The following is a 21,273-nucleotide window of genomic DNA, read 5'->3' on the forward strand; positions in this document are numbered from 1 at the left end:
AAATATCCTAAGAAGTCGTCTGGAACGTCGAGACATGGTCTGCGAACGCGAGGATTAGCCAGTCGGAGAACTCGCGCTCTGCTGCCTTTACCGGCGCTATGTGACGAGCGGAGACCGATATGTCGCGCCAGCTGGCGGGGACAACCTCACCAGGATCGGCGCCAGTCCGGGTCAAATAAATGAGCGACCAGCCTTGTTTTCCGGGAGAGATAGCTGCGAGCCTTCCCAGAGCCGCGCGGTAACGGGCAAGTTGTTCGACACCTTCCCCGGCATCGATCTTGATCTCGATGCCCACAATTTGGGTTTTCGTTTCAATCAGAATATCGAGGCGGTCGCTCAATTCGGCCATAGGATTGGCTTCGGCTGTGATGGCGTACCCCATGTCTAGCTCGCTTTTCGACGGCAAATGGCAGTCTCGCCCGCGTTCAATGCGGCGAAAGAAGGCATTGAGGAACGCGGCGGCCCGCGATCCTGAACGTCGAGGATCCCAAAACTGGGTCAGGACGGCGCTATTAATCACCTCCAGTCGGTCCACTCGCACCATCGACCACGGATTCAGAAATACCCCCCGACTTCTGGCGTCTGCAATCGGCTGGCCGATCTCACCGAAAAATCTTGCAATCGCAGTCGAATTGATCGGCGGTTGCTGCACTAAGCAGTGGGGAAACAGTGCTCGGGCAGCGGCAAAGAATTCTGTAATCCGGGGAAGGTTCGGGTTGTCGGTCAGTGACATCATCCGGCGCTACGCCGCCGCCGGATGATCGGCCAAACTATAGCCTGGCGCGGGCAATTTTTTGCGTGGCCTATGATCATCGGAGGAGGCCGGCCAGCATCGAGACGCCCTTCGACGAATGTTCGGTGGGCATTCGATTCCCGAACATCTGAGCAACTACCTCACGCAAGCTATCGACATCTCCCGCCGCAATTGCCGCATCTCCCTCTCTTGTGAGTTGGTCATGCAGATTTTTGTCAAGGGCGGAGAATCGTTCGTCGCGCAAATTCTCAAAAACTGCAGCGATGAAGGTCGGTTGTTGGAAAAGAGCTCGCTGAAAAATGGAGCGCGCCTGTTCAACCAGATCCCTGGCCTTTTTCCAATTGCCATTGCTGAGCTCTTCCCGAGCCGAATGAAGCAATGTAGAGAGGCGCTGCGCCGTTTCTGCCTCGATCTTTTCAATAAGGTCGGCCGCTCCTTCCTCAATCCGATCAATTTCTTGGAGCAGCATTGCCTTGCGGTGTTCAGGCGCGTCGCTAAGCCGGGCTAGTTCCTGCTGAACGTGAAGAGCCTCTTCTGTCGCCAATCGCCGGGCCTCGGCATCAATGGAATTATCGAGAAGTTCTTGTTGACGCGCTAGACGGCGCTCCATTCGATCAAGTTCCGACGATGCACCCAACGCCGATCTCGCGTGAGACAGAGCTTGTTGCGCTTCACCGAGCTTTTTGGTCGCGAGTAATTCGCCCTCGTCGCCATCAAAGCGCTCATGGTTGGCCTGCGGGACATAATAGCTCTTGTTATCCAAGTGGATCCCCAGATCAGGGATTGCGACCTCGCAGTTGATCAAGCCGTTGTCGTCCATGCTCCAGTGGATTTCGATACTCGATCCCGCGACTAAACTGTCCCCATCGTCGAGGATATCGTCGGCGCGAATGCGGAAGACGCCAATGGAAAGGTTTAGAAGCGGGTCGTCGACGCCTTCGGCGTGATTGAAAAGCTCGACATCGAAATGGGAAGGGATGCCCCCAGTCAGCGTCTCGCGAAGACGGTAAGAGGATGTATTTTTTACGGGTAACGGGGTGCCCTTTGAAATCAAGGGAACGAGGATGTTGCGGCGCTCGGATGCCGGGCCGTCAGCAATCTTGACCGAGACTGTTTGGGTTGCGTGTATGGCCGCCGCCGTTGCTGCGGAACGCATAAACTCAATGGTCTGCGGCTCGCACGCGGGTTGACCGTCGACATCGGTGACGGTCAGTTTGAATTGATGTGCGCCGAGACTGGGAAGAGGAAGGCTGAGCGATGCTTTGCCATCGAAATTGACAATCCCGCTGTCAAAGCCCTGCGGCCCGGTGATTTGATAGCAATAGGATTTATCCTGGGTGTCGGCCGTGATCCGCAACTTTGCATTTTCGTCCGATGTTCGGGCAGTAAAGGCGAGCTTGAGTTCTAACTTGCCTTCGACCGCCAAGCTGCCGCGAGCGCTTTTCCGTTGCCCCGTCGCGCTGCCCCAGTCGCGGCTTTCGGCAAAAATTGCTGCACCTCTCGCAACTGCTGTCATAGGGTCAGTCTTATGGTCAGCGGGGACGCCAAGTTCTCGGCTAACGGTCTCACGTATGACAGGCATTTTTGAAGGGCCACCGATGAAGACTATCCGGTCAATGTCCTCGTGGTTTAGGCCATTGTCGGTTAGAATCTTACGGCACAAGGTGATGGAGTCATCAATCTGATCAGCGATCAGCGTCTCTAGCTGGGCGCGACTCACTTCGACTTCGGTGTAGATTTCCGTACCTGCGTTGTCGGTAGCGCGGGCATCTTCCTCGCTTAAGAAGACGATCGTTTTATCGCGGCTCGATAGCTCGATTTTCGCCATTTCGACCTTCATCCGCAGAATGCCGAACATTCTCCGATACTCGGGACGAACGGCGGCGTCGGCAGGAAGATCAAATTTTTCGGCGAGCCAGGGACGGACTATCGTGTCCAGAATGCCGCGGTCGAAGTCGCGGCCGCCGAGCATGTTGATGCCCTCATGTGCGATGACATTTACCGCACCGCCGCTGGCTTCGACAAGCGCAACGTCGAAAGTTCCGCCGCCTAAGTCGTAAACGAGAAATCGCCCGTCTCGGCGCGACGCTCCCTCCAACGCAGCCATGGCCGCGGCGACTGGCTCCTGCAGCAGGCCTACTCGAGACAATCCGGCCGCTCGGGCAGCACGAATGGTCGCCTCGGACTGCATTTGGTTGAAAGCGGCGGGGATAGTGATAATTGCGCCCGCGACGTCTACCGAACCCGATTCAGCGGTCGCCTGCCGGATAAGCTGGCGGATGATCTCGGTACTTGCTTCTTCCGGGGTGAGGATCTTGTCCGCTCCCTTAAGTTCGATCGTGCTCGAGGTTCCCATAAGCCGCTTGAAGCCCTGAGCGACGTTTTCAGGAGACAGCTCGGCCTGCGCCTGTGCCCGGGTACCGACCGACATGTGGCCGCGACGGTCAAAGTAGAGCGTGCTGGAGAGTACGTCTTTGCCGTCTTCGGTTTTGAAAAGCCTAATGCCTCCGCTATCAATGCCGACAATCGCCGAATTTGAAGTTCCTAGATCAATTCCGAGATACATTGTTCTCTGCCTTCTTTACGGCCACTCGGGCCGAATGAATAACCTGTCCTTTGCAGATAATCGCTGGCTCGATCGCCTTGTCGACTACCAATGGTTCCGCATCGTCAAACTCGTCGTGATTGATCGCAACGGCGGGAATTTCCGGGCCAAAAATCTGGCCCTCGAAGGTCGCGAGCTCCACCTCTAAGCTGGAGAGATGCTGTGCGAGCCGTCCGGAGGAAAACCTGACCTGCGCTGCAAATCGTTCGCTCCGGTCGCCGGAAAGATTGTCGCTAATTCGTTCGCAACTGCGCAGCAATTTCCAATAATCGATGGCTAAGTTCGCCCAGTTTTCAAGCTCATTCGCCATAGGGATTTCCTTCGGGCACACTCTCGCCAAGTTCGTCAACCGCGTCACCAAATGTCGGCGCAGCATCATTCGATGGTGCGAAGGGCTGCGGGGGCCGAACAATTGTCGGCGATGGCGCACTCGGTCCGAGCAGCTCCACTCCCTCTCTCCGGAGGCGGTCGGTCTCAAGAATAATCTCGCCGTCAACCGTCGCTTTATCTCGCTGATCGTAATTAAATTGGCCACAGCGACTATTAAAATCGGTAACTTCGGCATTAAAGCGATTCTGCTGCGTATAAGAACTGACTGCCGCCCGCGCAGCATCCAACCGCTCTGTCTGTTTAAGGCAATAGCGTAGTTCAGATAACGAGAGCGATGTCCCGGAATAAGGTTCCGGCGGCGTCTCGGTACCATCGTCCGGCGTGGCAACCGTCTCGCTGGCATCTGCCAACGGATCCTCTGCGGCTGCAGTTGCGTCATCAAGGATCGCCTCGTCCGAGCTCGCATAGGCTGCGTCTTCGGCGACACTGTCGTTTCCGCCGCCCGAATTGCTGAAGATTGCGATCAGAGCGATGATGCCGATGACGCCCCAGCTGACAAACGAGTTGGTCCGTCCGGAAATAATTTTCTCGTCAATCTGCTGCTGTATCCGAGAATATTGCGCTCTCTCGTCGGGATCCTCGCTTTCCATCAAAACTGCGCAATGAGCCTTGGCATCCTTAAAATTACCTGTTCGCAGCGCTTCAGCTAGGCGGATGGAGGCTTTCGTTCGTTCAAGCGTCTCACGATCTTTCTGGAGAATGGTCACAAGTTCTGGCGGCAACTTATTGACGGCCAGAAACAGATAATCGAGAATGACGGCCGCGCCCTCGCCATCTTCCTGATTATTGTGAAGGGCGATCGAAAGCGAGCGAACGAGCCGCACAGCGCCGGCGACAATGTTTTGATCACTCTGGCGATCAATGATCTCGCCGTACAGGCGTCGAACTTCGCCTACAGGATCAGGCGATGTCATCGTAAAACCCGCGCGGGCAATTGTGGAACTCGTTTTGCTTAAATTAGATACCGCCCGATCTACCGCGGCTGCCAACGGCATCAGAATGGATGCAACACGTTGGTCCTGTTCGAGAGATACTAATGCGTCCACATCGCCGGCAAGCTGGGCGGCGGCGCTCGGTAGCTCGGCGAAAATCTTCTGGGCCAATTCACTCAGTCGGAGTGCATCGGCATGGCGCTCATGTTCGTTGGCCAGCGTGAGCACTGCTCGACGAACTTCTCTGTAGAGGCGTTCCGAATGAACTTCATCAGCTCCCAGGTGCTGGTCGGCTCGCTGCAACGGTTGTGCAATTCTGTCCCAATCGAGCAACCGCTGTTCCAGCTTGGGGAATATTGCCCGACCTGAGAGATGGCCGACATAATCATCCAACAGCAAGGAGATCGCGGTGATTTCGTTCTCGAGCGTCGGAGAAACCAGCTGCTCGTATTGAGCGATCAGACTGGTCGCCAAGCGGTCTTTGCGAAGTGAGGCGGCGGCGCAGCGCACTTCTACAATGCGCAGCACTTCGTCGGTTGCGGCGTCAAAGCGCGCGAATGCGTCAAGTGCGAACGCAGCGTGCCGTTCCGTCAGCGACTTAAGCTCACTGGCGATTTCGGAACTGGACACCTTACCAAAACCTGAAACCGATCGCTCTTCCTCGACCGTTCGGTGAAGATCGCCTTCTTCAATATCTAAGTGAGCTGCCAGCAGCTGGTCGATGAGCCGGCGGGATTCGGTAACACTTGTTGATATCCGGGATGCTTCCGCGATTAGGTTGGCCTTCGCAACACCGCCTACATTCTGGGCTGCTTCCTCCAACTGCACGGAGGTTCGAAGCTTTAACGTCGCACGGGCGTCGCTCGGCCGCATTCCCAGAAGATAGGACAACTCGGCCGAAATCCGCTCTCTCGGAGTGAAGAGCGCCTGGCGGGCCATATCCAGCTTGCGCTCGGCGTCAGTTGTTTCGGCGTCGAGCAAGGCGTCCTGATGCGCGTCATTGATTTCGTCACGCCGCGCTCGCGGACTGACACCGAGCACTGCGAAGGGATTCTCAAATAGGTGGAGCGAAGTCACAGGATTCTCTAATCTATCGAATTGTCAACAGAGCGGGGGCGGCTTGCATTGCCCACCACCAAATCGGCACGCTATTGCGCGCGGTTCTTGAAAGCCTTGGACGCGTCATTCTTCCCCCTCTGATCCTATTTGCCTGTCGTCGGGAACTGATCAATTCTTTTTTTCGCTATGAGGTGCCCGCTTCCAAGGGAGCGTGAAAAGCCAAGCCTTCGCGTCTCATCACGAGCTCGGTTTTTATAGTGAATGGGGCTCCTTTTCTGATCTCCATCACTATGTGCGCAACTCGTTGTCGATAGTTGCGGCTCACGCGCAGGGTCGTGGCCAGGTTAGTTTATGATCCGAATTGGCGGTAATTCCTTTGTCAGGGTATTGCGGGGGACGAACCCTTTTTATGGACCCGCGATAGTCGCGGCGACTAAGGCGAACGGGAGGCGTCGGAGTGATCAAAGAGCCTAAAACGTTGCAAGAAGCATTGTTCGCCGTGTGACACATAGGCGATTTTCGGGCTGCCGAAGGTTCAATCATACGAATCGCCAACTACAGACATAACTAAGGAGGGCAATCGCGGGGCTAGGAATGGCGGCTTTGAACTTGCGTCGAGAACGGCCCAAACAGTCATTTGCTGCCGTAGAGGACCGGCTTGCTATCTTGGTCTGCTTCTGATGGTTTTCGCTCGAGAGCGGACGGTCTTCAAAGAGCCAGGTTCAATGGATTAATCTCGATCGACCGAAAGCGGGGCGAACCTTCTCCACAGGGCAAGAAGCCTCGACGAAATTGATCGGTTTCACGCCTGTCCGATAAAAAGCACCGCGCTTGATCGTCACTTAGAGACTCAATACTCACCAAGTCCGCGCAGAATTGGCCGAGCGGGCCCTTTTTTTCGACGTTTGAATTGATCGAGCATAAGAGGATGGTGTTAGAATTTGAGTATGCTCGGACGGTGACATTATCTACAGGTTCGGATGGACATAAGCTGGCGTGAATGAGGATACAGGGGCTTGAAGGCGAAGAAGCGCGCGGGGGTGCGTAAACTCATTAAATCAGAAGACGCGGAGCGCCGACGCAAGGTAGATGCAGCGATTCGACATGCACAAAAGGTCGTTAGGGAAACCGGGGTCTGTGCACCGGTGGTTTTCCGTTCCACTCTTGTTGGAGAACCGAGTTCGCAGGCTCCAACCAGACCAGCGCCCCGTCCGCGAATTCGCAATAAGAACAATGCTGGGGCCCGCGTACAGCCCGCGAATCCCGCAATGGACGAAGCATTACGCAAGGCACTCAATCTCGCTCCAAGGCCCTGCCCTGCGCCGCGTGAGCCTCTGGCAGTAAAAGGCTCACCGCCGCCTTCGAGTGCTGCAAAAGCGGCGCCCATGGTAGCGACGCCGCGCACGATATTTTCAAGGGGTTCCGAGGGTAAGGCAACTGAAACGTTGCCAACAAACGTGGCGAAAAGGGCCGCCAAGAAGGCTGCGAAGAACGCACCTAAAAAGGCTACGAAGCGTGTTCGGGAAAGCCATGCCCGGCCCTTATCCAAAGCATCTAGTCGCTTAGCGAAATTGACCAAAAAGCTAAGGTCTGAAAGAATTGATCGCGAAGGGACAACGGAACTCAACGAGATTTCTCGCCGGGATTTGAATGCTCGTTTGAGCTCTGCGAAGGACGCTGAACGCGCTGCTGGGCAATCTCCATTTGAGAAGCTGAAGAGGGATTGGTCTGCGGCATTTAACATGCTGCAGCGTTATGAGGATCAAGATCCGAATGCTGCAAATGTGGTCGATGCCAGGCGTCGGCTTTATTTGATCGAAGCGGAATGGGACCGACGTCACGCATTGAAGCCAGGAGATCCGGACTATTTCCCTTGGCCTTCCACCGATATAAATCCGAGTTCAAGCGATGGAAATGCGATTGAACGGCGCGAAATTGGAATGCTATCCTATCTTGGATATCATGTAGGCTTAGGCAGCCAATTGACTGGCTCGCAGCGTACCCGACTGCTGGGCCAGATCTTCACGATGCGGCTGCCTCCACTCAATGGCCTGGACTACATGAGAGATTGGGGAGCACCGCGGACCGGGCCTCGTCTTCGCAAAATCGCAGAAAATATCGCGAGTTTCGCAAAGAACGCGAAAGGCAAAAATCATCCATCAATGGACACGGCGATCAGCCATTGGGAAGATGACCTCAAGCATTTGCGGCGTCACTTCTATGATCGACGCTTTGATTTCCAGTGGCCACGATCATGAGCGGCGGCGGGTTGACGAAAGACATTTCACGGAAAGAAAAAGCCCGCTCAATATTCCGATCCCCACCCATTCCTTTGCATTGATGGGATGACGTACGCACTCGGCAGCTCGCGACCTCCCGTTAGAGATGGCTGCTGTCCTTGTTCCAAAAGCCGTGCCCTGCTACGGCCCAGAAAAGATTAGCATTCAAAGGAAAAAATTGCATGGAAGATCCCGAAACGCTCGTCTCATTGACGGCCGATATCGTTGCGGCCCATGTCAGCAACAACAGCGTGGCTATATCAGATATTTCGTTGATCATCCGATCGGTGCACGACGCGCTTGCGGGTCTAGGGACGACCGACAAGCTGGAAGTTAAACAAGAGCCCGCAGTCTCAATCCGCGCATCGGTGAAGCCCGATTACATTGTCTGCCTTGAAGATGGCAAAAAGCTGAAAATGCTGCGCCGCCACCTTATGACGGCGTATGACATGACGCCCGACGACTATCGCGCGAAATGGAATCTTCCCAAGGACTATCCGATGGTCGCGCCCAACTACGCTGAGACCCGTCGCACGCTCGCAAAAGCGATCGGCCTCGGAACCAAAGGGCGCGGTGGCGGCCGCAAGCCCGCCGCGCGCGGCGGTGCTAAAGCGAAGTAGTGCCATGGAGCCTATTCGGGCCTGCGCCGGATAGCGCTCTAGTGGCGATCCGCATTGAAGCGTTGCGCTGCGGTATTTTGCTGGCGCTTGTAGTAGATCGGGCGACAGATCGATGTTCGACCGAACAATCGACGCCCCGTGCATGGGACAACGCTTCGTTCGCTTCTCCCGGCAGCGTCCGACTGCCAAATGCGGCGTAACGGCTAGGAACGCCCCCGCCTCGCGATCAGAGGCCGGGGCGCAATCTAGATCAACCCTCAGTCGGTGTCGTTGCCGGAGCGATATCCAAAACTGGTTCAGATGCAGGCACTGTGGCGGTCGCGGCGGGGACCGCCATCGGCGGAGCACCAACCGGAACTTGCATAGGCGCCGGCCCACCATTCGCGAAGGCCAATACAACATCTTCGTCGATGAAGCCGCCGACATTGCCGCCCTTGGGCAGAACAGCGCTGGTGCCAGTTACAAAGAAGCCTGCGATTGGAACCAAGGCGATAGCGCCTACAACGCCCGCCGTACCGGTAACGCCTTTATCGTCAAAAGTACCGGTCAGACGGATTTGACGGCCGTTATGGCGAAGATACAGGATGCGCGCGTCAAGCTTGCCGGATTTCCCCCACATGCCCTTGTTCCGCACGGTAGTGATTTCGCCCCAAGCGGGCGTGCCGCTCGGAAGCACGGTCACGCCATTCACGATGACAGGCTCCGACACCTCCATCATGAAACGCTGCCCGACGCGTGCGGCTTTCTTTTTCGTTGTGATCTCTTCCATCAATCGAAGGGCTACCGGCGTACCGGCGCGGAGTACCGCGTTCGTAGTTACGACTTCGGGTATGGCAGTGGACGCCGGCGCAGCTGGCACTACGACGGGCTGTTGCGCCAAAACTGCAGGCGACACAAAGAGTGTGGCCGCAGTCGCGGCCATAGTTACGAATTTCATTGATAAACTCCCCCAATATGTCCCCGGATATAGCTGGGACGTGTCGAGGGGCAATTACAATTAGTGCCGAGTTGGCTTTTTCTCTCCCATTCTGGAACACTAAAGGCCAGTTTTCTAGCCTTCCAGCTCAATCCCGAGCGTTTGTTACTCGCGCACGTACCAAGATGATACTTCGCCCTCTGCTTTTGGACATGGTGTCAGCTATCGATACGGCCTCAAAACAGCCCGGCGTGAATGCCCGATGGCGAAACCCCTTTTAGCGAACAGCCAGTAGAAAATCGGAAGCCGGTGTTCGTTAGAAGAAATTAGCCGGCCGCCAGTCAGTCACACCGGTGCTTCTGCCAAAAACGGTCCCAGCGCGCTGCATAGCCATCTCGGACCATGGCGCAGGATATGTCGCCAATGGAGGGGGAAGTACAAAAGGCTGCCGTGCGATTGCCCCCTGCCCCGCCCGCCGACCGACACCGCATCGCCGGGCCCGTCACGCTCACATGGCCCGAACGCAGAAACCCCTTCGGAGTGCCGAGAAGCCGGGCCAGATGGTCGCGAGCAGCAACGGCGTCCGCGCTCGGACAAGGATGCCCGGGGCGACACGACCCATCGATCTCCCGCGCGGCAATTCCAGAAAGGCGGATATGCGGGCCCTCTGCGCACCATATGGGCCCGTCGCCATCCCAGACCGCTACAGGGGTACATTCAAAGGACTGGCCCGCGGGAACAACAGCCACAGCGAGCAGGAGTGCAATCGTCATCTCAGTGCCATTTCCTTCGGCAGCTCCTCATTTGCGGCAAACTCGACCAAACCGACGATGACGACAAATCAGAGATTGATGCAGCGCTCGACTTCACTCTGCAATTCGACCTTCTGGCCGCGAAACTCCATGGTTCCGTCGCTGCTAATCGTAAAAATAGCCCGCACATCGTCACCTGGAACAGGACTGCTCCAATTGTGTACGATGATCATGGTGTCCCGCCCCTTTTCCACGACCGTAGATGCCTGACCCGTTTTCGCAGCGATTGAGGTGATGACGCAGAACTTCAGATCGGTGTGATTGGTCGTTTGCCAAACCTTCAACGGAGGTTCGGCCAGCGTTTTGTACAGATCACGCGCATCCGCCGATGCAGGTGCTAAACATGCTATGATCGCCAGCGCGTAAGCTCGCATTCCCGTCTCCCTTTAATCAGGGCGCCATAGGTCGCGCGGGTTCATTGTGGCAAGAGGCGGAGGACCAGCTCACTTCGGCGCCTGAATATTTTCGAACATATGTCCTGATAACAATGGGTCCAGGGTGTCAGCGTGCGCTGACGCCCATGCCTGCCAAGCATCCAGTTCTTCGGGCAGCACGTTCGCCCTCCCCTGCGCGGCAGCCAATTTTACGTGATCGATCAGAGATCGAATGCGCACAGCGCGGGCGAGCATCTCACCGCATTTTTCAAGATGCTCGACCCTTTGCGCTTCAAGCTGCTCCAGTCGACGCCTTTGGGATTCAATCTCTCTCTGCCGCGCCGCCTCTTGTCGTTCAATTTCCTCGACGAGCGAACGGCGGAACGCTGCCTCGCCTGCGACGATGATATCGGCAGCTATTTCCGCAAGCCGACTCTCGAGATTTCCGCTCTCCCCGTCCTGCCAGGCAGCTTTCGCACCCAGTTGCGTGGGCCAATTTATAGCAAGCTGAAGCGGCGTCGAGGCAGGTAGATCACGCGCTGGGCGCCGATATCCACTGATCAATTCGGTCCGATGCTTGCCAACTATCGTCATCTCAAGGCTGAGGTTCATGTCGCCGATGTGGGCTACCGCCCCAAGGCCGCGATCATTGTTTGAAGCTACACCGGAATGATTTCGCCCAGACAGGACAAAGAACAGGCCGTTTAGAAATCGCAGCTTACGCTGATCGAGTGGCGTATCGAATTCGGGGACGCGCCAATGCGAGCGATCTTTGGCGGCTTTTTCGCGAAGCATATCCTCGCGCTTCAAAAGATGTACAAGCCCTGGATGGCGCCGATCGAGGCTGCGCGGAACTGAAACGCGGCCGATCGCTTTCAATTCGACTGCGCGCAGCTCTTCAAGATTCTCAGCCACAGCGGTCGAGGCAAATGGCCCGCTGGCTGGCATCGGTGGCGCCGCGGCGATAATGTCCTTGAATCTGTGGTCCATCCTTATGCGCCCGGTTTGCCCCGGTCGTCGGCTGGGGGCTCCGGGTGGGCCAGCTACTGATTTTCCTGCATGGACGCGGTTCCAATGGCCCTGCGGCGGTGTGCCGATCCCTTTGGCGTGCAGCATTTTTTTGAGCGCGACGTCCGAGATGCCTACCCTTTTTGCCAAGTCACGCATTGGACCGCTCCAGGCAAAATCAATCAACGCCTGCGGGGAGACGTAAATGTCATCGTTTCTGAACCAGCTCATTCCTATCCTCGTACAGCGCTCTCATCACCGGTTCCTCGCAAACCGGCTCTATCCATCTCGAATCTTTCAACTTTCATAAGCACCTTGCATCCTGCTGGGAATGTCTCGCGATCGCTTTCATCTTGGTGCATGTTGAATGGATCGATGAATCCAATTGGCCGAAGAAGCTGTTTAAATGATGACATCGGAGCGCGAATTATGGGCGTGCGCCCTCGCCATCGAGAACCAACATGGTGAGCAGGCCGCAGTCTGGATAGCCGATAGGATCGGCGCGCTTGCACTTGAAGGCAATGCAGATGGCGTCGCTCGCTGGAAGGCGATTGCCGAAAAGCTGTGTTTGCTCTGGACGGGTGAACGCCCGCTATCAATGTGAGATCGCTAAGCGGACGTGGACCTCAGCGGTAGGGTTCGCAGGCGATCCCGTCGTTATCGCCGTCCATCCCTTCTCGATACCCGGGTTCGCCGCGGTAGACAGGCGCGGTACCGGCGGCCCGCGCATCGTCGCAGCCGCGCCAATAGTCGCCATCCTGTGGGGCGCGCGCTCGGACGATACCGGATTTCACACCGACATCTCTTGCGACATCCAATGCGGCGGCGCGTTGCTCGGGGCTCGACAATATCGCCCCACCAGCGAGTACCGCACCAAATATGCTGGCTCCAGCGATGACGCTACCGACCGAACTGCCTCGCGAGCTTCGGTATTTGGTGCGCCGATGCCCGTGATAGCGGGGCTCGTGGTAATGAGGGCGTTTTCCCATGGCCGCTGAGCTACAGCGGAGAGGTAAAAGAGTTATTTGTGACCTTAGCTTCATAGAGATCAAATATGGAAAGGCCGGTCCCGATACGTCGCGACCGCGTAGCGGGGCAACCTTCCCGGGATGCCGCTCTTGAATTTTGTCCAGATATGGACTAAATCTAATTCGGAGCAAAAAGATATGACTGCACAAGCTAATGCTGCACCTACGCAGGCATCCCCCGCAAAGACAGTCTTTGCTCGCTTCGAGCCGGCAAATCGGCGCCGTCTGAGCGGGCCTGCGCTGCGCACCTTCCTCGCGATCGCCGATCTTTGGAATTTGAGCGAGGAGAAGCGACGCCTGATTCTGGGCTATCCCTCACGCTCGACTTATCACAGCTGGGCGAAACAGGTTCGCGAGCATCGCGACATCACGCTGGATGTCGACGTGCTGATGCGTATTTCGGCGGTCCTCGGGATTCATCAGGGCTTGGGCGTTCTTTTCGAAAATGAGCGCGACGGAATTGATTGGCTCAAGAACCCTCATGACGGTCGCGTCTTCGGAGGCAGTCCGCCGATCGATATTCTCAGCAATGGGACGCAGGACGGCCTGATGGTCGTTCGCCGGTTCATCGATGCTGCCCGGGGCGGGCTCTACATGCCTCCTACGGCGGATGAAGCTGGCTTCCCGCCATATGAGGATAGCGAGATCATCTTCCAGTGACAGACCAGCTTACAAAGGCACCCAACCCCAGCTTTCGCCTGATCCCTTCCCGCTTTCCGCCGGTCGGTCTCTTCGATTCCGTTGCTACTGCTGCAGACGCTGAGGCGGTGATGGATCTCGTGGGCTGGACCAACGACCGGCTCGTTGCCGATCGAATTGCTCGTTTGCCAAAACCACAATGGGTATTTGGAAGTGCCAACTCCAGCATCATCATGGCTTCGTTCCTTCACGGCGCACCTGATGGCATGCGCTTCAACGGTCCCGATCTTGGCGCCTGGTACGCTGCCAAAGAGATTGAGACTGCCATTGCGGAGGTCGCTCACCATCTTCGCCGCGAAGCCATCGCTCGCCGAGAAGTGAGCATGAGCCGGACCTATCGAACTTACTCGGCGGAGCTAATCGGCCGCGATTACCTCGATATCCGCGGTCGTCATCGCGATCTGGCAGATGTCTATCGATCGGATAGCTACCACGCGTCACAGGCGTTCGGGGAATCCGTTCGCTCATCAGGACAATCCGGGTTGATCTTCGACAGCCTGCGCCGAAGAAACGGAACCAGCATGGTCTGCTTCATTCCGACGTCCGTTACTAAAGTGGTGCAGTCCGATCATTTCAAAATCACCGTCGCGGCCAGCGATCGAAAGATCGTTGTAAACCGCCTCGCCGCGTGATCCGAGACGTCAGCTACCGTCGCCGATCTCGTCCATCAGTCTCTGTACAGCGGATATTGGAGTAGCGTCCGTAAGCCGGATCGTCTCTGACGTGCCCTTCCTTCAAGGCCGGACTCTAATCAAGACGGGAGGAAAATTAGGGGGTCATGTCAAAGGATGCCCAGCGCCACACGCTCCGTTAAACTCCCGTGCTCCAATTCCAGAATGACTGATATGCGGGCCCTCTGCGCACCATCGCGGTGCCATCGGTCCTGCGCCTTGATCGCGGCAAGAGGCATAGGACGGTATCACTTCGGCTTTCGAGTATTTTCAAACATTTGTCCTGATAACAACGGGTCCAGGCTGTCGGCGTGTCGACCGCAATGGCCGCTGACATCACCGACCATCTCTGGTCGGAGAAAGATGTTGTCGCTAAGGTCGATGAATAGCGCCCACTCCTAAGGCACCGGGGCATATAAAAACGCGCGCTGCGACTGGCTTGTTCACACTAGATTTACAGCGCGGGATTAAAGGGGAGGAAGAAAGGTGTTGACAAGTGTTCACGGTGCCCTAAATTTAGGAGGCAGCACTGGCTAGGCCGCGACACCCCGACAAGGATGTCGAAGAGGCCGTCCAATATGCGGAGAGCCTAGGTTGGTCTGTGCGGATGCAAGGTCATTGGGGCCGTATGTATTGCGCTCAGTCTGATCGAGATGGTTGCCAGTTTGGAATTTCCGGATCGCCGAAAAATGGCGGCAACCATGCAAAGCAAATTGCACGGGCAGTGGATCGGTGCCCGCATCAGAATGGAGTAGAGGAGGCAGATGATGGAAACGTATGAATTCACGGTCATTGCCACCGGCCTTGACCCACAAGATGAAGGCTTTGAGGCGCTATTCTATGACGCTGGCTGCGACGATGCTCTGGTATCGTTTCAGAAGGGGCACATACTCGTCGATTTTAGCCGAGAGGCATCCTCATTGGAGGAGGCCATTGGGTCCGCAGTGGACAATTGCCGCGCGGCAGGCGCCATAGTGGAGCGCGTTGAGCCTGACCCCTTGGTCAGCCTGTCTGACATCGCGACCCGCTCGGATATGAGTCGCTCTGCTATGACAAATTACTTCAAGGGTCACAGGTCCGAGGGGTTCCCCGCTCCGAAGGCGCGCGTTACCACAGCGAGCCCGCTTTGGGATTGGTCCGATGTTTCTATCTGGCTATATCATCACGACCGGGTGTCGAAAGAAACGGCGATCGGAGCAACGGTTTTCAGTGTCGCAAACGATTTACTGGAATGCGACGACAGCAATTTTCGATCCCAACTTCACGAGAAGGTGACGGAAAGAATCGCCGCGATTTGATTGAGCCCCGCTCCGGCGGGGCTTTCTTTATGTACGTTCGCTAGATTCAAACTGCGACATTACCTGCTATCGAACGAAGTTCCTCGCGAGCTTCGATTTTTACCGACGACCGGCTGGCTGCGGTCGCCAAGGTGGTTAGTCCGATGATTTCAAAATCAGCAACACGGCTCGCTATCAAACGATCGTTGTAAACCATCTCGTCTCATCTCAGCTGCCGTCGCCGATCTCGTCCATCAGCCTCTGTACGGCGGATATTGGAGTAGCGTCCGTAAGCCGGATTGTCTCGCCGCAACCGGGGCATTCGATCGTCCGTCCCAGGCGCAAAGTTCGGTAGCTCACACTGAACTCTCGCCGGCAGCCTGGGCAACTTCCCGAAGCACGGATATCGTCGAGCTCATGGGCCATATCTGTAATATATGCGATGAGGGGCTGAATTGGAATGCTCAGAGCAACGCTGAGCCCACTGGCCTAAAGGGGCGAAATGAACGCAGTTAAAGCAATCGTGGCCTGGTTGGTTCGCAAGGGAATCGTGTTCGCGTTGATTGTAGCAGCAATAGCGTTCCATCAATTTGTTTGGCCGTTGATATCAGACGGAACGGCGCGAACTGCGGCCACCGAAGAATGGAAATCACCGGCTGAGATCAGGACCAATCTGATAAACCTGAAGCGCCAGGCGATCGCTGATCTCGAGATATCTCAACGCCAGTTCCTCGCCATGTCCGGGACCGAGTTAGAGGCGACCCTTCAGGAGAAACGCAGCGATCTGGCCAAAACGGACTTGGATCTGAAACAGCAGCAGGGATGGTTGGCGAGCGTCAGACCCACAGCGATCATTGCGCGCGAGAAACTGAAATTGCGGCGCGGCAAATTGTCCGCCGAAATCGCGCTGCTTGAGGCAGTCATAGACCGCGAGGCGCGCCGTGCCGCGTTCAACAGAATCTCCTTTCCGAGTCAAAGCGCCGTCGAGGTTGCCCGTATCGCGTGCGACCGAGCGAACAAGGCTGTGCGGACATTCAACAACGGCAGCTATGTGAAACGGGCTGCGGCCAATCTCCTCGACAATCGCGCCGTGAAGCTCACGCAGACGGCAAGGGCCGCCTGCCTCAGCTATAAATCCAAGAGATCTGCGCGGGAGACTGGCTTGGCCGCCGGCAAGGTTGCGCGGGCGGAATTGGAGGCATCCCAAGTTGCCCTCGCGCAAGTCCGAAACGACGTCGCGGCTAGGATCCACGATTACTCCCCCGATGTTACCAAGCAAACGGTTCGAAGCATATTATTGAAGGCCCTGCTCGTGCTTGGGGCGATCATCGCGATGCCATTCATTATCCGCACGATCTTCTACTATGTTCTCGCCCCTCTGGCAGAGCGCCGGGCATCAATCCGTATCAAGGTTCCCGGAGCCGGCAACGTGCCTATTCCGCCTGCGGAAAATTCTCGCGTGTCGGTTCTCATCACCTTGCGCAAAAGCGAGGAACTCTTGGTGCGGCAAGATTATCTGCAATCGACCGCCCTCGGCGCCAAGAAAGACACGCGTTGGCTGCTCGATTGTCGGCACGTCTTTTCTAGCGTTGCCAGCGGCCTGATCTTCTTAACGCGAATTCGGGGAGAAGGAGAGAACACCACCGTCTCTGCGGTTCGTGATCCGTTTGCCGAGCTCACTGAGGTCGATATGCCGCAGGGTGCCGCTTGCGTGTTGCATCCCCGTGCGCTCGTCGCCGTCGCGCAGCCTGAAGGGCAACCAGTTCGGATCACGAGCCATTGGCGTTTGTTCTCTCTCAATGCCTGGCTGACGCTGCAACTTCGCTACTTGGTCTTCCATGGTCCATGCCGGCTGGTCATCAAAGGTGGCCGCGGCATCCGGTTGGAACGGGCAGAGCGCGGCCGTATCTTTGGACAAGACCAGTTGGTTGGATTTAGCGCGGATCTTGCATATTCTGTGACGCGCACAGAGACATTTGCGCCATATCTGTTCGGTCGCGAACAGCTGTTCAAAGACAGGGTCGAGCAAGGCTCTGGAATTCTGATCATCGAGGAAGCGCCGCTATCAACTCGGCAGAAAGGCGGAGTCCGGGGCGGACTGGAAGGCGCGTTCGACGCAAGCTTGAAGGCATTTGGCATATAGGCTCGAAGTGTTGATGCACTTCGCCCGCAATCCACGAACGAAAAAGGCGGCCGATAGCTGGCCGCCTCATGCTGACAAATTGGACCGCGTCAGCCGCCCGGCACGTCTTCTTTGGAGATCATGTCTCTTTCCTCCACTTGTATTTCATAGCCTCACCATACCGTTATATCTTTGCACAATCAATCGCGTCCGCGCTGCTGCATTGCCTTGTACGCAAGCATTAAGTCGGCTGGGTCGATATCGGTCGGATTGGCCGCAACGATCGTCTGCGGGAACGTCGGGACTGGAGCTCGCGGCTTGGCAAGCACTGGCTGGCCGCGGACGATCACCTGTTCTTTCGCGGCAACACGCGCAACAGCCTTTGCAGGTGACTGAGTGATTAATCGCGCTGCAGCGATATCGCCTGCATCGGCGCGCATTTTTAGATATTCGTTCCATGTTGGCTTTCTGCCCCGTGCGAGCGGGCGAGCCTGTTGTGAATGGAGCTCACTCAATGCGGCAAGCTCGAGCCGCGACACTTCGAGCGAAAATTGACGATAGAACCCGCGACGTTCGCTGGCCGGAAGCTGTGCAGCTTCTCGTCGCCTGCGGATCATCAACAGCCTTCGCTTGCGTGCGCGTTCCAAGGCTTGTTCTTTACGCAGCCGGTGACGTGCCACACGTTTGTCGCGCTCGGCTGCAGCATGCTGCAGCGCGAGTAGATCAAAGCCGTCCTTTAGCCGCTGACGATCAGTGCCAGGGCCAAGAGGTGCCCCTGGCCTCGTTGCCGTACGTTCCGGCCACCAGCGTTCGAAACTTTCTGCTTCGCTCGCGTGTCGCGCCTCAAGACGGCGCAGCCCATATTTGCGATCGGGAAGATCGAGGTTCGACGCCCGAATTCGGTTACCCGGATCCGCCGCATCAAAGATGACCAGACCTCGCAATTCTTCGGTTTTCTTTGTCGTTCGATATATGGGTTCAAAGTCTAGACCAGCTGCGCAAAGCGCGTCTCGTTTCGATGGCCAGTCAGGCGTATCAAGAGCGCTTCGTATTTCCTCTGCCCGCTCCATGAGCGGTATCGAACCCACCCGATCAGACCGTCTCTGCGGGGCCGCAGGTTTGTCTTTGGCTTCCCCCGCCAAGCGTGCTTGCGCAGCCTCGGACGGCGTACGAAGCGCGCGAAGCCCAAGCTGCCGTTCCAACTTCCGGCATGTATCCATCACGCGAGCGAGTGCGCGAAAGTCATATGTCCGAAGGGCCCGGGCGGACACCGGGACAGCATCGACTTCCGCATCGGACAGTGCATGCGGACCGATATCATCGACGGCGTTACCTTTGCGGAGGAACCAATGCTTTGGAGGTGTCTGACCAGTTTCAGGATCGATCGTGCAGTAGAAGATGTGTACGTGGTCGTGCGCTTTGTCCGAATGGCGAACGACGACGCGCTGGAGACCCACTAGTCGAAGCGCAATGGTAATTTCGCTGGCACAGTGCCGCCATTGGTCGGCGTCGAGCGCGCCGTCCTCGATTGCAGCTGAGAGTGAGATATGCAGCAATACATTCTTCGCGCGCGTGCTAAGCGCAGCAACTGCAGCCATCTCGTCTGCGGCGAGCTCGACGGATGTCACGCCCTTTAAGTCGAGGACCTCATGGACGCGATTCTCGACGAGGTATCGAACGATGCCGGCAAAATCCGCACCCCATGTAATGTTGCTGATCATGACTTTGCGATATTCACTGCCTGCAGCAGTTCTCTGTATGCATCGATGAGTTCGTCCGATCGAACCTGCTCGCCAGAGTTCATGTGTCGCGCGATCTGATTGACATTATTGCCGAGCTGACGGACGGCGCGGACGAGATCGCGTGAGATCACGATCCGCTTGTTCGCACGTCGAACGAGGCGGCGTAGAACTTCGGCCTCGCTGCACCCTGAATATGCGGCGACCGCCTGAAGCTGGGCGAACTCATGCGCGTCCCAGCGCGTGCTGCGAACGATTTGTCTCTGGCGATTTTCGGATCCGGTCTGTCCGGGCATTTTCATTCCCCTAGGGTGAAATTCTTCGGTCTCGAGGAGGGGTTTGGGGAGGACAGCGTCCTCTCCAACAAGGTCGGGCCACGCGGAACAAGCGACAGAGCGAAGCGACAGAGCGCGGACCAAAGCGCCGCTGCAGCGGCGCGGTAGTCGTTGGCCAGCCCTTGCTGTTTCCTCCCTTATTTCGATTGAATCTGTGATTTTCTTGAACGTGGCGACGCTTGTCGTCGCCACCCCCCTCCCCCCGACGCTGAGGCGTCAGGGGGTCGCTGCGTATCAGCCGTTGCCTGCGCGGCGATCGGCGTACTCTGCACCGCAGATCATGAGGTCATTGCGGATGGTCTCGTTGCGGATTGGGACCGGCCTGGTGCCATTCCTTGCGCTGGTTACGAACCCGCCTGTCGCGGCATCGACACAACGGCCGAGCTCGCGATCGGACGCTGCATGCGTTGCCGCTCGTTCGGCTTTGATATGGTTTTCGCCAAGCACCCAACCGGCGCCGCACGCGAGCATGCCGATCACGAGCGTTCCGAGTGCCGTCGTGAAGTAGAGCTTTCGCGCCGTATGCGTTGCGTCGACTGGCAGCGTGTCGCGCACCTTTAGCATGGCCTTCAACGCAGCATCGTCGATGCGAGCTGGCAGGTCATAGTGGATCTTCTGCTGAGCCTCACGCCCGGCCTGTGCGATCGTCGCTTCAAGCTGCTGAAGGAAATTCATCCGGGCCACTAGTTCGTACATTGCGCCCGGGCTGGTCGCAATTTCGGCAGGCAAAGCGCTCATCATTTCGTTCAGCTGACGATAGTCTTCGGCCGTAGCCGCACGGCCTAAGACATTGCGCATGATCTGTTCTGCAAGGCTGCTCATGGCCGGCCTCCCAAGAGATCAGAGAGCGGTTCAAGCGCATCTGCAACAGCCTCCCACCAAAGATCGAAGTCAATTCGATCAGTGAGTCCAAGTTCCACTTCAGAGAGATTATGAAACGGCGCGCGGGCCCTTGCGATTTTGGTTCGAACGAAAATCGGCAAAACAGGTAGGTATGCTTCGATGCCGCCGTTGCGGATAAAACTAGCTCGTGCTTTCGAGCCGTTCCAAAGTTCGAATTTGGACGGATCGGAGCCGAAGCGACCGTTCATCAGAAAAATCGTTTGCGGCTCTCCGGCGACCTGCAGGGCCGTGTCGAGCAACCAGATCGAATCTTCTTCTTCGCTGGCAACCCAAACGTTTATGAAGTCACGGTTCAGTGCCTCCGAGACCCGCTTTAGGCGAATGGTTTCCTCAGCCATTTCGGCGCCGATGTTGCCCGGAAGGTCGACGATAATTACGCAGTCGTCATTCACCCGCGCCCAAGCCTCATATAGAGAAGTCCACCCGAGTGGGTCGCGAAGAGGCACTCGCTCAACGCCGATACTTCGATCGTAATAGCGCTCGAGATGTCCATTGCGTGCGTCGGCATCAAAGGCGGCTACCTCATATCCCTGCGCAATTAGCCAGCCTGTAATTGTGCGCGCACCGAAGCTCTTACCCGTCCCCCCTTTATCACCTCCTACCAAGATAATTCGCCGCCGTTTGCGCGGATTTGTAAAGTCTGCGTTGGATGCAAGCATCGCCATGTGCATTTCCTTTGAACAGGATAGACGCCAGGGCTCGCCGCGCACGCGCGGCGAGATTGGCGAGTTTCCAGTGAAGATCGAGAAT

General features: G+C 56.8%; 21 protein-coding genes. 7 read left to right on the forward strand and 14 right to left on the reverse strand.

What is annotated here, in order from left to right; translation table 11 throughout:
* Positions 1 to 7 precede the first annotated feature (7 nt).
* From KEC45_RS09380 to KEC45_RS09395, 4 genes are all read right to left on the reverse strand, one after another.
* Positions 8 to 736 carry a PD-(D/E)XK nuclease family protein gene (locus tag KEC45_RS09380; protein WP_252171956.1) on the reverse strand — a complete coding sequence of 243 codons (729 nt, stop codon included), beginning with the start codon at positions 734 to 736 and terminating at the stop codon, positions 8 to 10.
* A 73-nt stretch (positions 737 to 809) separates the two neighbouring features.
* Positions 810 to 3,320, reverse strand: coding sequence for an Hsp70 family protein (locus KEC45_RS09385; protein ID WP_252171957.1), 2,511 nt, complete (start codon positions 3,318 to 3,320; stop codon positions 810 to 812).
* Positions 3,304 to 3,669, reverse strand: coding sequence for a hypothetical protein (locus KEC45_RS09390; protein ID WP_252171958.1), 366 nt, complete (start codon positions 3,667 to 3,669; stop codon positions 3,304 to 3,306). The genes KEC45_RS09385 and KEC45_RS09390 overlap by 17 nt, the downstream gene beginning before the upstream one ends.
* Positions 3,659 to 5,758 carry a hypothetical protein gene (locus KEC45_RS09395; RefSeq protein ID WP_252171959.1) on the reverse strand — a complete coding sequence of 700 codons (2,100 nt, stop codon included), beginning with the start codon at positions 5,756 to 5,758 and terminating at the stop codon, positions 3,659 to 3,661. The genes KEC45_RS09390 and KEC45_RS09395 overlap by 11 nt, the downstream gene beginning before the upstream one ends.
* A 998-nt stretch (positions 5,759 to 6,756) precedes the next feature.
* Here KEC45_RS09395 and KEC45_RS09400 point away from each other — a divergent pair.
* Both KEC45_RS09400 and KEC45_RS09405 read left to right on the forward strand, forming a co-directional pair.
* Positions 6,757 to 7,998, forward strand: a complete 1,242-nt coding sequence (locus KEC45_RS09400) for a hypothetical protein (RefSeq protein WP_252171960.1) — start codon at positions 6,757 to 6,759, stop codon at positions 7,996 to 7,998.
* A 203-nt stretch (positions 7,999 to 8,201) separates the two neighbouring features.
* On the forward strand, positions 8,202 to 8,639 hold the full coding sequence (locus KEC45_RS09405) for a MucR family transcriptional regulator (RefSeq protein WP_252171961.1): 438 nt from the start codon (positions 8,202 to 8,204) through the stop codon (positions 8,637 to 8,639).
* A gap of 250 nt (positions 8,640 to 8,889) precedes the next feature.
* Here KEC45_RS09405 and KEC45_RS09410 read toward each other — a convergent pair whose 3' ends face one another.
* From KEC45_RS09410 to KEC45_RS09425, 4 genes are all read right to left on the reverse strand, one after another.
* Positions 8,890 to 9,408 (reverse strand): hypothetical protein, encoded by a 519-nt coding sequence (locus tag KEC45_RS09410; protein WP_368389970.1) that lies wholly within the window; start codon positions 9,406 to 9,408, stop codon positions 8,890 to 8,892.
* A gap of 488 nt (positions 9,409 to 9,896) precedes the next feature.
* Positions 9,897 to 10,328, reverse strand: coding sequence for a thermonuclease family protein (locus KEC45_RS09415; protein ID WP_252171962.1), 432 nt, complete (start codon positions 10,326 to 10,328; stop codon positions 9,897 to 9,899).
* Between the two features lie 68 nt (positions 10,329 to 10,396).
* Positions 10,397 to 10,741 (reverse strand): hypothetical protein, encoded by a 345-nt coding sequence (locus tag KEC45_RS09420; RefSeq protein WP_252171963.1) that lies wholly within the window; start codon positions 10,739 to 10,741, stop codon positions 10,397 to 10,399.
* 69 nt (positions 10,742 to 10,810) lie between these two features.
* Complete coding sequence (locus KEC45_RS09425; RefSeq protein ID WP_252171964.1) at positions 10,811 to 11,980, reverse strand: hypothetical protein; 1,170 nt, start codon at positions 11,978 to 11,980, stop codon at positions 10,811 to 10,813.
* A 175-nt stretch (positions 11,981 to 12,155) separates the two neighbouring features.
* Between KEC45_RS09425 and KEC45_RS09430 the strand changes: the two genes are divergently transcribed.
* Positions 12,156 to 12,353 (forward strand): hypothetical protein, encoded by a 198-nt coding sequence (locus KEC45_RS09430; RefSeq protein WP_252171965.1) that lies wholly within the window; start codon positions 12,156 to 12,158, stop codon positions 12,351 to 12,353.
* A 22-nt stretch (positions 12,354 to 12,375) separates the two neighbouring features.
* Here the strand turns inward: KEC45_RS09430 and KEC45_RS09435 are convergent, their stop codons facing one another.
* The gene (locus KEC45_RS09435; RefSeq protein ID WP_368389965.1) at positions 12,376 to 12,792 is read right to left on the reverse strand and encodes an excalibur calcium-binding domain-containing protein; all 417 of its coding nucleotides are present in this window, start codon (positions 12,790 to 12,792) and stop codon (positions 12,376 to 12,378) included.
* A gap of 75 nt (positions 12,793 to 12,867) precedes the next feature.
* Between KEC45_RS09435 and KEC45_RS09440 the strand changes: the two genes are divergently transcribed.
* The 3 genes from KEC45_RS09440 (at position 12,868) to KEC45_RS09450 (ending at position 15,445) form a co-directional block, all read left to right on the forward strand.
* The gene (locus tag KEC45_RS09440; protein WP_252171967.1) at positions 12,868 to 13,437 is read left to right on the forward strand and encodes an MbcA/ParS/Xre antitoxin family protein; all 570 of its coding nucleotides are present in this window, start codon (positions 12,868 to 12,870) and stop codon (positions 13,435 to 13,437) included.
* Positions 13,434 to 14,108: an RES family NAD+ phosphorylase gene (locus tag KEC45_RS09445; RefSeq protein ID WP_252171968.1), complete on the forward strand. Its 675-nt coding sequence runs from the start codon at positions 13,434 to 13,436 to the stop codon at positions 14,106 to 14,108. Before KEC45_RS09440 ends, KEC45_RS09445 begins: the two co-directional genes overlap by 4 nt.
* 803 nt (positions 14,109 to 14,911) lie before the next feature.
* Positions 14,912 to 15,445, forward strand: coding sequence for a hypothetical protein (locus KEC45_RS09450; protein ID WP_252171969.1), 534 nt, complete (start codon positions 14,912 to 14,914; stop codon positions 15,443 to 15,445).
* Positions 15,446 to 15,491: 46 nt separating this feature from the next.
* Here KEC45_RS09450 and KEC45_RS09455 read toward each other — a convergent pair whose 3' ends face one another.
* A complete protein-coding gene (locus tag KEC45_RS09455; protein ID WP_252171970.1) occupies positions 15,492 to 15,641 on the reverse strand; it encodes a hypothetical protein in 150 nt (49 codons plus the stop codon).
* A 285-nt stretch (positions 15,642 to 15,926) separates the two neighbouring features.
* Between KEC45_RS09455 and KEC45_RS09460 the strand changes: the two genes are divergently transcribed.
* A complete protein-coding gene (locus tag KEC45_RS09460; RefSeq protein ID WP_252171971.1) occupies positions 15,927 to 17,567 on the forward strand; it encodes a hypothetical protein in 1,641 nt (546 codons plus the stop codon).
* 179 nt (positions 17,568 to 17,746) lie between these two features.
* Here KEC45_RS09460 and KEC45_RS09465 read toward each other — a convergent pair whose 3' ends face one another.
* The 4 genes from KEC45_RS09465 to KEC45_RS09480 form a co-directional block, all read right to left on the reverse strand.
* A complete protein-coding gene (locus KEC45_RS09465) occupies positions 17,747 to 19,267 on the reverse strand; it encodes a relaxase/mobilization nuclease domain-containing protein (protein WP_252171972.1) in 1,521 nt (506 codons plus the stop codon).
* A complete protein-coding gene (mobC, locus tag KEC45_RS09470) occupies positions 19,264 to 19,581 on the reverse strand; it encodes a plasmid mobilization relaxosome protein MobC (RefSeq protein WP_252171973.1) in 318 nt (105 codons plus the stop codon). The genes KEC45_RS09465 and mobC overlap by 4 nt, the downstream gene beginning before the upstream one ends.
* 273 nt (positions 19,582 to 19,854) lie before the next feature.
* Entirely contained in the window at positions 19,855 to 20,442 is a 588-nt protein-coding gene (locus KEC45_RS09475; protein WP_252171974.1) for a hypothetical protein, read from the reverse strand.
* A complete protein-coding gene (locus KEC45_RS09480) occupies positions 20,439 to 21,188 on the reverse strand; it encodes a division plane positioning ATPase MipZ (RefSeq protein ID WP_252171975.1) in 750 nt (249 codons plus the stop codon). Before KEC45_RS09480 ends, KEC45_RS09475 begins: the two co-directional genes overlap by 4 nt.
* Positions 21,189 to 21,273 lie beyond the last annotated feature (85 nt).

The sequence above is a fragment of the Sphingopyxis sp. USTB-05 genome, from assembly GCF_023822045.1.
Classification (GTDB): Bacteria; Pseudomonadota; Alphaproteobacteria; order Sphingomonadales; family Sphingomonadaceae; genus Sphingopyxis.